The organism is Streptomyces sp. IMTB 2501 (assembly GCF_001953885.1).
Taxonomy (GTDB): domain Bacteria; phylum Actinomycetota; class Actinomycetes; order Streptomycetales; family Streptomycetaceae; genus Streptomyces.
Genome location: NZ_MQUS01000001.1, coordinates 1 through 14635 on the forward strand (window position 1 = coordinate 1; position 14635 = coordinate 14635).

At 72.3% G+C, this 14635-nt stretch carries 11 protein-coding genes, 1 pseudogene and 1 riboswitch; of the genes and pseudogenes, 11 read left to right on the forward strand and 1 reads right to left on the reverse strand.

The window, feature by feature from the left end:
• Positions 1-694 precede the first annotated feature (694 nt).
• From AV521_RS00005 to AV521_RS00040, 8 genes are read left to right on the forward strand one after another with little or no spacing between them, the layout of a single operon-like run.
• Positions 695-2506: an amino acid adenylation domain-containing protein gene (locus AV521_RS00005; RefSeq protein WP_256725365.1), complete on the forward strand. Its 1812-nt coding sequence runs from the start codon at positions 695-697 to the stop codon at positions 2504-2506.
• A gap of 48 nt (positions 2507-2554) precedes the next feature.
• Complete coding sequence (locus tag AV521_RS00010; protein ID WP_079249041.1) at positions 2555-3508, forward strand: chlorinating enzyme; 954 nt, start codon at positions 2555-2557, stop codon at positions 3506-3508.
• Entirely contained in the window at positions 3508-4698 is a 1191-nt protein-coding gene (locus AV521_RS00015) for an alpha/beta fold hydrolase (protein ID WP_076082019.1), read from the forward strand. The genes AV521_RS00010 and AV521_RS00015 overlap by 1 nt, the downstream gene beginning before the upstream one ends.
• Positions 4695-6098 carry an FkbM family methyltransferase gene (locus tag AV521_RS00020; protein WP_076082020.1) on the forward strand — a complete coding sequence of 468 codons (1404 nt, stop codon included), beginning with the start codon at positions 4695-4697 and terminating at the stop codon, positions 6096-6098. Before AV521_RS00015 ends, AV521_RS00020 begins: the two co-directional genes overlap by 4 nt.
• Complete coding sequence (locus AV521_RS00025) at positions 6095-7345, forward strand: benzoate/H(+) symporter BenE family transporter (protein WP_076082021.1); 1251 nt, start codon at positions 6095-6097, stop codon at positions 7343-7345. The genes AV521_RS00020 and AV521_RS00025 overlap by 4 nt, the downstream gene beginning before the upstream one ends.
• Positions 7346-7397: 52 nt before the next feature.
• Entirely contained in the window at positions 7398-8189 is a 792-nt protein-coding gene (locus AV521_RS00030; RefSeq protein WP_076082022.1) for a thioesterase II family protein, read from the forward strand.
• Positions 8186-9376, forward strand: coding sequence for an acyl-CoA dehydrogenase family protein (locus tag AV521_RS00035; RefSeq protein WP_076082023.1), 1191 nt, complete (start codon positions 8186-8188; stop codon positions 9374-9376). The genes AV521_RS00030 and AV521_RS00035 overlap by 4 nt, the downstream gene beginning before the upstream one ends.
• Positions 9376-10680 (forward strand): cation:proton antiporter, encoded by a 1305-nt coding sequence (locus AV521_RS00040; protein ID WP_076082024.1) that lies wholly within the window; start codon positions 9376-9378, stop codon positions 10678-10680. The genes AV521_RS00035 and AV521_RS00040 overlap by 1 nt, the downstream gene beginning before the upstream one ends.
• A 10-nt stretch (positions 10681-10690) precedes the next feature.
• Here AV521_RS00040 and AV521_RS52180 read toward each other — a convergent pair whose 3' ends face one another.
• Positions 10691-12388, reverse strand: a complete 1698-nt coding sequence (locus tag AV521_RS52180; protein ID WP_076082026.1) for a hypothetical protein — start codon at positions 12386-12388, stop codon at positions 10691-10693.
• Between the two features lie 181 nt (positions 12389-12569).
• Positions 12570-12692: riboswitch (cobalamin riboswitch) on the forward strand.
• Positions 12693-12806: 114 nt separating this feature from the next.
• Here AV521_RS52180 and AV521_RS00050 point away from each other — a divergent pair.
• The 3 genes and pseudogenes from AV521_RS00050 (at position 12807) to AV521_RS00060 (ending at position 14630) form a co-directional block, all read left to right on the forward strand.
• Positions 12807-13139: a hypothetical protein gene (locus tag AV521_RS00050; RefSeq protein WP_076082028.1), complete on the forward strand. Its 333-nt coding sequence runs from the start codon at positions 12807-12809 to the stop codon at positions 13137-13139.
• Positions 13126-13557, forward strand: a pseudogene (locus AV521_RS00055) (acyl-CoA dehydrogenase family protein); the annotation flags it as partial. The gene AV521_RS00050 and the pseudogene AV521_RS00055, both read left to right, overlap by 14 nt.
• Positions 13554-14630, forward strand: coding sequence for an enoyl-CoA hydratase/isomerase family protein (locus AV521_RS00060; protein WP_076082032.1), 1077 nt, complete (start codon positions 13554-13556; stop codon positions 14628-14630). The pseudogene AV521_RS00055 and the gene AV521_RS00060, both read left to right, overlap by 4 nt.
• The last annotated feature ends 5 nt before the right edge of the window (positions 14631-14635 follow it).

Below are 14635 nucleotides of genomic sequence, written 5' to 3' on the forward strand. Positions count from 1 at the left end.
ACCAAGGCCGTCCTCACCCTGGAGAGTCACCGCTGAAGAAGCTCCCTGGAGCTGTACCGGCCCGCGCGCCGCGAGCAGCCGTCGGCGGCCCGGCACGTGGTGTGGCAGCCCCTCCGGGAGACGGTCAGGCTGACCGGTGGCGCCGCCCACACGGCCGCCCGGCTCACCGAGGACCTAGATACGGCACTTCGGTCCGCGTCCCGGATACGGCTCTCACCCTTCTGACGATCCGGCCGTGCCCACGGCCCTGTTGTCACACTCCCGCCCCGGCAGGCCGTCCTTCTGAATAAGGGCTTCCGGAAACAACGATCTCCGGTTGAACGTCGGAATGGCCGAATCAATTCGCCGGCTCGCCGATCATTCCGAAACAAGCCAGTTCCCGCCAATGGCTTGATAGTTGCCCCTATCAACCCCTATCTTCCGTCAGGCTGGCCGGAGTTCGCCCAGGTCTCGGTCTTGTTCCCGAATCTCGTGTGGCGTGCATTACGTCGTGAGGGAGTGTCTCCGAGGCATGCTCAGGGAAGGGGAAGCACCGTGGTCAGAATGTGCCCACGTAGTATGCTGAACGAGCCATGAGGCGTAGACGTATTCAGGCGCGCCTTTTCTGAGATCACCACATGGTGGCGCGCGCCCGCACCGGCACTTCACAGGCCCATGGCGCCGGATACAGTCCGTCGAACAGGATTGAATCAGAGTGGAATCAGGGGAACGCACACTCACCGAGCTGTTCGAAGATGTCGTCGCACGCTTCCCGGACCGGGTGGCGGTGACGGCGGAAGACCGGGAACTCACCTATCAGGAACTCGATCACCGGGCGGCAGCGGTCGCCCGGCGGCTGCGGGAGGCGGGCGTGGGGACCGGTTCCCTGGTCGCCCTGCTCGTCCCGCGCACCAGCAGACTGGTGGTCGGTCTGCTCGGCATCCTCAAGTCCGGTGCCGCCTACGTCCCGGTGGACCCCGGCTATCCGCGGGAGCGGATCGCCTGGACCCTCAAGGACAGCGGCGTCACCCACCTCGTCACCACCGACGAACTCTCCGGGCCGCTGGGTGACTTGGGCGTCGATGTCCTGGTCCTCGACGAGTCGGCCACCGCGTCGGAGCCGCCCGCCGATGCCGGCCCGGGCGATCTGGCCTATGTGATCTACACGTCCGGGTCCACCGGTGTGCCCAAGGGCGTCGAGGTGGAACACCGCCATGTGGTCCGGCTGTTCGACGTCACCCGGGGCTGGTACGGCTTCGACGAGCACGACGTCTGGTCGCTGTTCCACTCCGTGGCCTTCGACTTCTCCGTATGGGAGTTCTGGGGCGCGCTGCTGTTCGGCGGGCGTCTCGTGGTCGTGTCGCAGGAGTCGGCCCGGTCCCCGGAGGCCTTCCACGAACTGCTCCGGGAGCAGCGCGTGACGGTCCTCAACCAGACACCGTCGGCGTTCGTCCGGCTGGCCGCCGTGGACGAGACGGCCCGGCATCCGCTGACCGCCCTGCGCGTCGTGGTGTTCGGCGGCGAGCGGCTGGAACCAGCCGCCCTGCGTGGCTGGTTCGACCGCCACGGCGGCGAACGGCCGCGTCTGGTCAACATGTACGGCATCACCGAGGCGACCGTGCATGCCTCGTACCGGCCGGTCACCGCGGACGACATCGGCGCATCGGGGGTCAGCCCGATCGGTGTGCCGCTGCCCGACCTCGGCTTCCATGTGCTGGACGAGCACGGCCGGCCGGTGGCCGACGGTTCCCCCGGCGAGCTGTATCTGTCCGGGGCGGGGCTGGCCCGTGGGTATCTGGGGCGCCCGGAGCTGAACAAGGAGCGGTTCGTCGAAGTCCCCGGCCCGGACGGCACGCTGCTGCGCTGCTACCGCACCGGCGACCGCGTGAGGGCACTGGCCGACGGCGGCTACGGCTATCTCGGCCGCGCCGACGACCAGATGAAGATCCGCGGCTACCGGATCGAGCCCGGCGAGATCGAGGCCGTCCTCGTGCAGCACGCGGAGGTGTCGGCCGCCGTGGCGGTCGCCCATGACTACGGCGCCGGGGACCTGCGCATCGTCGCCCATGTCGCCTCCGGCACCCCCGCGGACGTCCTCGCGCCCCGGCTCGGCGAGCGGGCCGCGGCCGTCCTGCCGCCGCACATGCGCCCTTCGGCGTACGTCGTCCTGCCTGAACTGCCGCTCACGCTCAACGGCAAGGTCGACAAGGCCCGGCTGCCCGAGCCGACCGCCGAGGCCGCGCTCGCCCCGGTCGCCGTCACCCCGGACACAGCCGGCGAACTCACCGGCAGCGAACGGCGGATCGCCCTGATCTGGCAGTCAGTCCTGGAACTGCCCGAGGTCGGCCGGGACACCGACTTCTTCGACCTCGGCGGCACCTCGCTCTCCCTGCTGCGCATGTTCGGCCAGGTCAACGAGGAGTTCGGCACGGACCTGGACATCACGGTGCTGATCGAGGGGGCGACGGTCGAGGCCCTGGCCCGCCATGTCGACGCGGCGCTGTCCGGCACGGCCCCGACGGCCTGAGCTGCGGGCGCACCGGCCTGCCGTACCACTTCCACCACGGAGGGACGCATGAGCACCATGCCCGATTTCACGCTGAGCCCCGAGGACCTCGCCGCTTTCCACCGCAACGGCTTCGCCGGTCCGTTCACGCTGTACGAGCCGGACGAGATCAAGAAGACCTGGGGTCGTACCCGGCTGGAGCTGCTGGATCGCAGCGCGGCTGTCTACAGCGACGACGCGGCGGTGTCCGCGGCGACGAACATCTCCAACTACGACCGTCATCTCGACCACGCCTTCCTGGCCGAGCACATCACCCGGCCGGAGATCGCGCACCGTGTCGCCTCGGTGCTCGGCCCCGATGTGCTGTGCTGGCGCACGGAGTTCTTCCCGAAGCACCCGGGGGACGAGGGAACCGACTGGCACCAGGCGGACACCTTCGCCAACGCGTCGGGCACCCCGCAGATCCAGTGGCCGGGCGGCTCGGACTTCGGCGGGACGATCACGGTGTGGTGCGCGTTCACCGAGGCGAGCGCCGAGATGGGCTGTCTGCAGTTCATCCCGGGCACCCATCGCACGATGTTCTACGACGAGACGAAGCGGATGCACTACGCGCCGGACCGGAACACGAGCGTGCAGAAGGACGGCGTGCGCCGCGGGTTCTTCGGCTACGACTACCGCGAGCTGCAGATCGACCCGGACTGGAAGCCGGACGAGTCCCAGGCCGTCTCGATGGAGATGCGGGCGGGGCAGTTCATCATGTTCTGGTCCACCCTGATGCATGCCTCGCATCCGCACCAGGGCCTCACCCGGGACATGCGGATGGGGTTCGCGGCACGCTATGTGCCCACGTCCGTGGAGATCTACCCCGGCACCGACGAGATCGAGGAGTACGGCGGCCGGGTCAGCCTGGACCGGTACGGCGCGGTCCTGGTCAGCGGCGCCGACAAGTACGGCCACAACCGCATCGCCACCCGCACCACCCGCGACCATCCCTTCGTGACCCAGTCACCGGCGGGGGCCTGATGCCGACGCCGTCCGCGGCGGGCGGCAGGCCCGGCGACGGCTCGCCGGCGGCGCTCGCCCACGCCCTGCTGGACACCGCGTCGATCACCCGCGCCGTACCGGACCGCATGCGGGTGGCGCCCGCCGAACCCCTCCCCGCCGGGACCCTTTCGGCGGCCCAGGAACTGCTCGACCGGGTGACCCTCGCTCTCGGCCTGCCCGAGGTCGAGGTGGTGGGCGAGCCGGACGGGCTGACCGCGGTGGAACTCGCGGTCAGCCGGCGGCTGGCGCTGCGCGCACCGGGCGCCGTCGCCGACGGCGAGCAGGAGCAGGCGGTACGGTCGGCGCTCGCCGCCTTTCCCGGGCCGGCCGTGCTGGTGCCCGCGCGGGACGGTACGCCGCTCCGGTGCTGGGTTGCCGGCCCCGAGAACGCACCGGCTGTCGCCGTCGTCAGCGCCTGCGGCATGCCCGTCGGACTGGTGGCGCGCTGGCTGGGCGCCCTGGCCGCGGAGTACCGGGTCGTGACCTGGGAGAGCCGCGGCCTGTTCGCCGCCGCCGACGGCACGGGTCTCGGCGACCTGGCCGACCACACGCTCGACGCCCAGAGCGAGGACGTGCTGGCCGTCCTCGACGGGTTCGGCATCGCCGAAGCCCATGCGCTGGGGCTGTGCGGGGGAGCGGTCGTCGCGCTCGCGGCGGCCGCCCGCTCGGACCGGATCACCTCCCTGAGCCTGTGGCACGGCGACTACGAACTCGGGGGCGAGGCACCCAAGACGGCTCACCAGCGGGATGTGGAGTCCTTGCTGACCATGGTCTCCCGGGGGCGCGCCCAGGCGGCGGCCATGCACCGGCTGATCAGCCGGCCCAGCACACTGGAGACCCTGCGCCCGGACATCGCCCACTACCTCATCCACCCCTACGCCACCCCCGAACTCCTGCGCCGGTACGGGCTGTTGAACGGGGCCATCATGTCGGCCGACTGCCGTGGGCTGCTCGACACCCCGCAGCCGGCCCTGGTCGTCACCAGCGACCGGGACACCACGGCCCACCCCGCCGGTTCGAAGTTCGTCGCCGCGAGCCTGCCGCGGGCCGAACTGCGCACGATGCCCGACGGCGACCACCTCACCGCCTTCGACGGAGGCGGCGAACTGGTCGCGCTCGCCCGGGAATTCCTGCACTCCGTGACGGTCCCCGAACGGAAGGGCACATGAACGAGATCGCCGACAGCGCCCGGCACAAGCAACTGGCCGAGGTGCTCAGGGAACACCCCGCGGTGGCCGACGCGCTGGTCACCGGCGACACCGGCGGCGACGGGCACGCCCGGATCGTGCCCGACCCCGCCGCGGCCGCCGTGCTGCACCGCTCCGTCGCCCTGGAGGAGGCCGGCCGGCTCGGTGCCGCCCTCGGCTGGCACGAGCCCGCGGGACAGGTACGGGTGGCCGGACTCAACCGCAGCGAGACGGAGTTCCTCCACCGCGAGATCTTCACCGACAACGCCTACTTCCGGCACGGCATCACCCTGCCCGCCGGCGCCGTCGTGCTGGACGTCGGGGCGAACATCGGCATGTTCACGCTCTGCGTGGCCCGGCGCAGTCCGGGCGCCCGGATCATCGCCGTCGAGCCGGTCGCCGAGCTGGCCGACGCGGTCGCCGTCAACGCCGAGCTGCACCAGGTGGACGCCACCGTCCTGCGCACCGCGCTGGGCCGCGCCGAGGGCCTGGCGGAGTTCACCTTCTACCCCCACAACAGCGTCATGTCGGGCCGGTTCGCCGACACCGCCGAGGACCTGGAGGTACTCAAGGGCTATCTGCTGACCGGGGAGAACGCACAGCAGGGCGAGCACCTGGATCGCCTCGCGGCCGACCGGATGACCGCGCAGACCCGCCAGGTACCCGTGACCACGCTCACCGCCGTCGTCCACGAACACGGCCTCGCCCGTATCGACCTGCTGAAGATCGACGTGGAGAAGGCCGAGGCCGAGGTCCTGGACGGCATCGACGACGAGCTGTGGCCGCGCATCGACCGGATCGTGCTGGAGGTCCACGACGTCGACGGACGCCTCGCCGCCGTCCTCGCCGAACTGCGGGGCCGAGGCTTCGACGTCACCCACGAACAGGACGCGCGGCTTGCCCTGACCCCCTGTCACAACATCTACGCCCGGCGCCCACGGGCCGACACCGCGCCCACGACCCCCACCGCACCCGTCGGGGGCCTGACCCAGCGCCGGCTGGAGGAGGAACTGCGCGACCTCGTCGCCCGGCGCCTGCCCTCGGTGCCGGGACCCGGCCACTACACCCTCACCACCGATCTCACCACCCACACCGACGACCACGGGCCCGCCCGGGAGCGGACTGTCCCCGCCTCCCCGCGGATCGCCGTGCTCGCCCGGATCTGGGCGGAGCTGTTCGGCCCGGAGGCGGTACGGCCCGACGCGGACTTCTTCGACCTCGGCGGCGACTCCCTGACCGCCGTACGCCTGATGGCGACCCTGGAGAGCGAACTCGGTGAGGACGCCCTCACCCCGGATCTGATCTTCACCGACAGCACCTTCGGCGCGCTGGCCGCCGCCGTCGAGGCAAGTGGGGATCCCGAAAGGACAGCGCGTACATGAGCTCCATGCACCACCTGCTGCGACGGGCGGCGCCCCCGTCGGCCGTCGCGGCGGGGCTGATCGCCGTCGTGGTGGGCATCACCAGCTCGGCGGCGATCGTCTTCACGGCCGCCCGGGCCGCGGGCGCCACCCAGGCCGAGCTCACCTCCTGGATGCTGGCGCTGGGCGTCGGCATGGGCGTGACCTGCATCGGCCTGTCGCTGCGCTACCGGGTGCCCGTGGTCACGGCGTGGTCGACGCCGGGCGCGGCGCTGATGGCGACCGGTCTGCACGGAGCGACCATGGCCCAGGCCGTGGGCGCCTTCCTGCTCTCCGCGGCCCTCATCACCGTGTGCGGGGTGACGGGCTGGTTCGAACGCGGCATGGACCGCATACCCGTGCCGCTGGCGGCCGGGCTGCTCGCCGGAGTCCTCCTGGAGTTCGGAACCCGGCTGTTCAGCAGCATGCACGGTGATTTCGCGGTGGTCTTCCCGATGTTCGTGGCCTACCTGCTGTCCCGCCGCTGGCTGCCCCGCTACGCCGTCATCGCGGCACTGGTCACCGGAGTCGTCGCCGCGGCGGCGGGAGGCTCGCTGGATCTGGGCGGGGTGCGGTTCCAGGTCGCCTCGCCCGTCCTCACCGCACCGGACTTCTCCTGGCAGGTGCTGATCAGCGTGGGCCTGCCGCTGTTCGTGGTCACCATGGCCTCGCAGAACCTGCCCGGCGTGGCGGTCCTGCGCAACGAGGGCTACCACGTCCCGGTGTCGCCGCTCATCAGCTGGACCGGCGGCGTCAACCTGCTGCTCGCGCCCCTCGGCCTGTTCGGCCTCAACCTCGCCGCCATCACCGCTGCCATCTGCACCGGCCGCGAGGCCCACGAGAACCCCCGCCGGCGCTATACGGCGGCGGTCTGGGCCGGCATCTTCTACCTCTGCGTCGGCGTCTTCGGCGGAGCCGTCGGCTCCCTGCTCACCGCCCTGCCCCCGGCGCTCGTGGCGGGCATCGCCGGGCTGGGCCTGCTGGGCACCATCGGCGGTTCGCTCAGCAGCGCGCTGTCCGACGAGCGATGGCGCGAGGCAGCCGTCGTCACCTTCCTCACCACCGCCTCCGGCGTGACCCTGCTCGGCATCGGCTCCGCCTTCTGGGGCCTGCTCGCCGGCCTGTGCACCGCCTTCGTGACCCACACCCGCCACCGCCCCGCCCCACCGACCCCGCCCACCCCGGCCCGCACCGAGTCCCAGCAGCTGCCCGACAGGAGCCGGATATGACAGGGACGGCCCGGACCCGTACCGAGCCGCAACACCCTTACAGGAACCCGACATGACCGGCACGGCCGGGACCCGCACCGTGGAGTCCGGACGCTGGTTCCACCGTCCGCTGCCCCGGCCGGAAGCCCGCCTGAGACTGGTCTGCGCCCCCTACGCCGGAGCCGGAGCCGGCGTGTTCCGGCCGTGGGCGGAGCGGCTCCCCGCCGACACCGAGCTGGTCGCCGTACGGCTGCCGGGACGCGAGAACCGGCTGCGGGAGCGGGTCCCGCCGAACTGGCCGTCGCTGGCCGCGGACTTCGCCGCCGCGCTGGAGGAGCATGTCGCCTCCCCCTACCTGCTGTTCGGGCACAGCATGGGCGCCATGCTGGTCTACGAGACCGTCGTACGGCCTCTCGCCCGGCCGCCCGAGCGGGTCCTGCTGTCCGGCTGCCGGGCACCGCATGTGCCGCGTGCCCTGCCCGCCATCCACGACCTGCCGCCGGAGGGATTCCGCGCGGAGCTCGGCAGACTCGCCGGCACACCCGCCGACGTCCTCGCCGACCCCCGTCTGATGGCCATGCTCGACCCGATGCTCCGTGCGGACATCCGGCTCGCCGAGACCTGGTCCCGCCCGGCACCGGATCCGCTGCCCGTGGCCGTCACCGCGTTCTGGGGCGAGGACGACGACGTCGCCCCACCGGACGCGGTGGCCGCCTGGCGGACCCTCGCGCCGCACGGCTTCCGCGCCCACCCCATCGCCGGCGGCCACTTCTTCCTGCACGAACGTGCCCGGGACCTGCTCGGGCTGCTCGACGACGAGATCACGCTGTGCCTGGCGGAGCGACGAAGGAGCGACGGATCGTGAGGTCACCCTATTTCGACGACGGCCACGCCGCCTTCCGTGAGGAGGTGCGCGTGTTCCTGGCCGCCGAGGTGATGCCGTACGCCGCCCGCTGGGAGGAACAGGACACCGTCCCCACTCCGGTGTGGAAACTCCTCGGCGAGCGCGGCTACTTGGGCCTGTTGCACCCGCGTGCCGTCGGCGGAGGCGAACGCGACCTGTTCACCTCCGTCGTCTTCCTGGAGGAACTCGGCCGCACCGGGTTCGGCGGGCTGCGGGCGGCCGTCTCCGTCCATGCCTACATGGCCACGCACTACCTCTCCTGGGTCGGCGGGCCCGGCCTGTGCCAGGAGTACCTGGCGCCGGCCGTGCGGGGCGAGCGGGTGGCCGCCCTCGCGATCACCGAACCGGGCGCCGGGGCCGATCTGTCGGGCCTGGCCACCACGGCCGTGCGGGACGGCGACCACTTCGTCGTCGAGGGCACCAAGTCGATGGTCAGCAACGCCATGACCGCCGACTTCCTCGTCACCGCGGTGCGCACGGCCCCCGGCGGATCCGGACCCCGCGGCGCGACCGGGCTGTCCCTGCTGGTGATCGACACCGCGCTGCCCGGCGTCACCCGCACCCCGCAGCGCACCCTCGGCTGGCGTTCCGCAGGCACCGCCACCGTCACCTTCGGCGCGGTGCGGATCCCCGCCGACCGGCTCATCGGCCGGCTCGACCACGGCTTCTACTACCTCATGCGCGGACTGCAGCTGGAACGCCTGGTCGCCGCCACCCTGGCCCTCGGCGGCATGGACCGCACCCTGGACGAGCTGCGCGCCTTCCTGCGCGCACGCGAAGTCGCCGGCGAGGAACTCGCGCACAAGCAGGCGCTCGTGCACCGCGTCGCCGACCTGGCGACCGAACTGGCGGCCGCACGGCAGCTCGTGCACCACACCGCGTGGCTGTACGAACAGGGCGAACTGCCCGCCGTGGAGTGCTCGATGGCCAAACTGCACACCACCGAGCTGGCCTGCCGGCTCGCCGACACCGCGCTGCAACTGCAGGGTTCGCACGGCTACCTGGATACCTCCTACGCGGCCCGCGCCCAGCGGGACGCCCGCGCCGCCACCATCGCCGCGGGGCCCAGCGAGGTGATGCGCGACCTCATCGGCCGGGCGGTGCTCAACCGTCCCGCCGACCGGAGCTCGGCGGCGAAGGGGAAGTGATGGGCAATCAAACGGCTTATTTCTTCCTGGCGTTGGCCCTCGTGCTGGGGGTGGCGCGGCTGTGCGCCGCGGGCTCCCGCCGGCTGGGGCAGCCGGCCGTGGTCGGCGAGATCGTCGCCGGTGTGCTGCTCGGCTCGACGCTGCTGTCCCAGACCTGGAGCTGGCGGCACGCCGTCCCGTACGACGAGGTCCAGCCGCTCCTCGGGGCGCTGGCCAACGTCGGTCTGGCTCTGTTCATGTTCGTCATCGGCTACGAGATGGACCCGGCCTTCCTGCGCGGCAGCGGCCGTACCGCCCTGTGCGTGGCGACCGGTTCGGTGGTGTTGCCCCTGGTCGGCGGCTGCCTCGCGGCGCTGCCGTTCGCGGCGGACCACGCGCCCTCGGGCGCGCCGGGATTCGTGCTGTTCATCGGCGTCGCCCTGTCCGTCACCGCCTTCCCGGTCCTCGCGCGGATCCTCGCCGACCAACGGCTCAACCACACTCCCATCGGCCGGATCGCCATGGCCGCCGCGGGCGTGAACGACCTCGTCGCCTGGGCCTGCCTCGCCGTCGTCGCCGCGCTGTTCACCAGCACCCAGTCCTGGCACATGGCGTTCGTCCCCCTCTATCTGGCGCTGCTGATCTGGGTGGTGCGCCCGCTGACCGCCCGGCTGCTGCGCGGGCGCGGGGCGGGGGCACCGGACCCGGCGGCGGCCGTGGTCGTGGTGGCCGCCGGGCTCATGGCCTCCTGCGCGGCCACGGAATGGCTCGGCATCCACTTCGTCTTCGGGGCGTTCGCCTTCGGCGCGGTCATGCCACGCGAGGGCGCCGGGGAGCGGCTGCGGGTCTCCGTGATGGACGGACTGGAGAAGTCGGCCACCCAGATCCTGCTCCCCGTCTACTTCGTGGTCGCCGGTACCCGCGTAGATCTGACCACGTTCCGCGCGGCACACCTCGGTGAGCTGGCGGTCATGCTGGCGGTGGCGGTCGTCACGAAGATGGCCGGTGCCGGCCTCGGTGCCGCCGCGGCCGGACTGCCCCGGCGGGAGGTGCGGACCGTCGCGGTGCTGATGAACACCCGTGGCCTCACCGAGATCGTCATCCTCACCGTGGGACTCCAACTGCACTTCATCGACCAGGCGTTCTACTCGATCCTGGTGGTGATGGCAGTGCTGACCACTGTCATGACCGGACCACTGCTCCTCGCCCGCCGCGCCACGGAGGGGGACGGTGTGCCCGTGGAGCGCGGGGCGGACCGTGTTCCGGAGCCCGCGGCAGGCGGCCGGGAGGAGACCCGCCCAGCGCATCAGGACAAGCGGTCCTGACGGCCCCGCCTCAGGCAGGCCGCACGGACTCGTCCCACACGCTGGTGCGCAGCAGCCCCGCGCGGTGCAGCCGCTGCTCCAGTTCCAGGACCCCCTGCGCCGCCTGCCGCGGACACGGAGCGGCCACCCCGATCAGACCCCAGCGCCCGGCCACGGAGGTGATCGCCCGCGCCCACCCCTCGTGCCCGGGCCGCTCGACGCTGTCCTCCAGCCGCTTCAGATCCGTCTCCGGCGTCGGCCGCACCACCTTCGTCGCCGCGTACACCCCCTGCCGCCTGCCGAGCGTCTCCCGCGCCTCGGCGAGGAACGCCCGCACGTACTCGGCACCGTTCGAGGAAAGGTTCAGATCCTGCATGGCGACCACGGTCCGCCGGCCGAAACGGCCACCCAGACGGGCGATGGCGAAGTCCACGCCGCCCTTGACGAACCCCAGATCGCGCCCCGAACCCTGGAACGCACCGTGCAATGCCGCCATGCCCTCCTGTACGGCACGGAACTGAGCGGCCGTGATGTCGAACCGGGCGCAGGTCTCCTCGTCCACGTACACGCTGCCCTCCCAGACGCTGCCCCGGGTGATCTGCACCGTTCCGCCCTCGGCGGGCTGCCCGGCCACCACATGGGCGGAGGGCGCCAGGATGAACTCGTAGCCGGGGACGCGGTGGCGCAGATAGTGGGTGTGCGCCTCCAGGACGTAGTCCTCCTCGGTCTCCATCGCCTGGCGGGCCAGCGCGTCGAGCGCCGCGTCGTCGGCGAGGGGCACCGCCATGCGGATCCTGCTGCCGGTGAGTGCCTCGGCGGGTTTGAAGCAGCCGAGCTCCAGCCCGTACCGCTCGCGCAGCAGGCGGGCCGCCGTGTGCACCCGGTGGCGCAGCAGCGCCTCGTCGGCGCCGGCCCGGGACACCGAGTAGCCGGGCAGCCGGGGTAGCAGGACACCGAACTCCCGGTGGAACGCGGTCACTTCGGCCTCGGCCGCCAAGGTGGTCTCCGGCGCGCGCTCCGCGCCCGGCGCGGCGAGGCCCACCGCGTCCTCGACCGTCGGGTACAGCGTCGTCTTCCGGTTCCAGCGCTCGGCGACCTCCGGCCCGTTGGCGTCCACCCGCAGCTGCTCCAGGCCCGCCGCGCGCTTCAGCCAGAGCAGCAGCACCCGTGCCTCGGTGTCGATCGCGAACAGCCGCACCACCGTCTCCGGTGCCGCGCTCAGCTGCCGGACCAGGCGCTCCAGGGGTCCGGCCGGCCGGTCCGGGAGCGAGTCGACCGCCATCGCGAGCAGGGCGTGCGTCAGGTAGTAGTAGCGCAGCTCGGGTACCTCCACGGGAACCGCCTCGGACGCCGCCACCGCCTGCCGCCACGGCTCGCCCCGGCCCACGACCAGGTCGCCCGGCGCGGCCAGATACACCGCCCGCGCTTCGTTGTAGGCCGAGAAGTCGTCCGGCGAGCGGCCGAGGGCCAGTTGGGCCACGTCGGCCTCGAAGCAGCCCTTCAGCGTGGACGCGGTGCCGAGCACGATGGCCGGTACCTGGCCGCGCGGTGCCCCGAACGGCAGCAGCTCCTTGCCCGCAGCCTCCTTCGCACCGGCCAGATCCGTCCCGAGCAGACGCCGTGAGACCTGCTCCAGTTCCTCGGCCGAGAGCAGATCGGGCCCGGTGACGAACCCCTCCCACGCCAGGGTCCTGCCACGGTGAACGACGGTCTGTTCCTGTTTCTGCATCCACGGCTCCAGGATTCGGTGCGGAAAGCGACAGCTCGATCACATTCTGTATCCCCCCGAACGGCGGCGAGACCGCACACAGGTCACGACAGCCTCACTCACAGCATGCGCCCGAGGGCGCCTTCCGGCCGCGGCGCCGGTGATGGGATGATGATCGACGACATCAAGGCGACGGCGGTCCGAGGAAGCCGGTGGAAATCCGGCGCGGTCCCGCCACTGTGACCGGTGAGCGAGTTCCGGCAGGCCACCGCCCCGTCCGGGGTGGGAAGGCGGGGCGAGCGGCGACCCGGGAGCCAGGAGACTCACGCGGTCGCCTCCTCGACGGACACCGGGGCGGATCTCCCCGGGAGGGGAGTGGTGCGGCGTGCCCGAGAGGCCGACGCGGAGAGCATCAGGCGGTGCGGCACCGTGCCGGGTCGTGGTGTGCCGGGACTGCTGCTGCGGCAGCCCCAAGGTGACCGGGGTCGATCACGCGGCGCAGACCGCGCGGCTGCGGGCGGAGATGCCGGTCCGTGTTTCCGGGTGTCTCGACGTGTGCGACCAGGCCAACGTCATCGTCGTACAGCCCTCGGCCGCGGGCCGGGCCGCCGGTGCGCGGCCGGTCTGGCTCGGGCTCGTCAACGACGCGGACGCGACCGAGGACATCGTCACCTGGGTGCGCGCCGGCGGCCCGGGCGTGGCTCCCCGGCCGGACATCCTCGACCTGTACACCTTCACGCCGCCCCGGCGCCGCGCGGATCCCCCGGCGTGAAGTGAGCGTGGCGCGATCACCGCGGCGAGCGCAGGACGCGCTGGACGCCCAGCCCACGCGCCAGGCCGTCCTGGACGCCGTACTGCTGCCCGCCGGCTGGCTCCTCGGCCGCGCGGGCGACGGCTTCCGCATCGCGATGAACGGCCGGCACGGCGGCCGGATCGGCATCGCCGCCTGCTCGACGCCGAGGCACCGCGTTTCCGCCTCGCCGGCAGGGCGACCGAGCCGGCCGCCGCCCGCGCACACCGGATACTCGGTGGCCGACCGCGCGCTCCAACGGCACGGCGGCCACGGCTGCCTCAGCGAGTACGGCATCCAGAAGAACGTCCGCGACCTGCGGGTCCATCAATTCCCGGAAGGAACCGACGAGATCATGCGCGTCATTGTGGCCCGCGGCCTGACGGAGGCGTTCGGATGACCGGCACCGAAGAGCCCGTCCTGTTCCACACCACCGGCCGGGCCGCCCACATCACCCTCAACCGGCCCCGGGCCCTCAACGCCCTCACCCACACCATGGTGCGCCGTATCGACGCGGCGCTGACCGCCTGGGAACACGACCCGGCCGTCGAGACCGTGGTCATCACCGGCGCCGGAGAGCGCGGACTGTGCGCGGGCGGCGACATCCGCGCCGTCCACGACGACGCCCGGGACGGCGACGGCACCGCATCGGCCGCGTTCTGGCGCGACGAGTACCACCTCAACGCCCGTATCGCCCGCTACCCCAAGCCGTACGTCGCGCTCATGGACGGCATCGTGATGGGCGGCGGGGTCGGCGTCTCGGCGCACGGCAGCGTCCGGATGGTCACCGAACGGTCGCGGGTCGCCGTGCCGGAGACCGGCATCGGCTTCGTGCCCGACGTCGGCGGCACCTATCTGCTCGCCCTCGCCCCGGGCGAACTGGGCACCCATCTCGCGCTGACAGGCGCGCAGATCGGCGCCGGCGACGCCCTGCTGTGCGGCCTCGCCGACCACTGCGTACCGTCCGCCGCGCTCCGCTCCCTCGTCGACGACCTCGCCGAGATGCCCGTACCCGACGTCCTCGCCCGGCACGTACAGCCGTCGCCGCAAGGGGAGTTGGCGGCAAGGCGTGAGTGGATCGACGCCTGCTACGCCGCCGACTCGGTCGAGGAGATCGTCCACCGGCTGTTCGCCCACGGCGGCCCGGAGGCGAAGGAGGCCGCCGAGACCCTGCTCGCCAAGTCGCCCACCGCCCTCAAGGTCACCCTGGCCGCCGTCCGCCGCGCCCGGCGCCTCGGCTCGCTGGAACGGGTCCTCGACCAGGAGTACCGCGTCTCCTGCGCCGCGCTGAGCACACCCGACCTGGTGGAGGGCGTCCGTGCCCAGCTCATCGACAAGGACCGCGATCCGCGCTGGTCCCCGGCGACCCTCGTCGAGGTCTCCGACGCCGACGTGGCCCGCTTCTTCGTTCCGCTCGGCGACCGCGAACTGGGGCTCGCCGGGCCCGACTGCGCCCAGGAGATCCCCTGGTGAGCGGG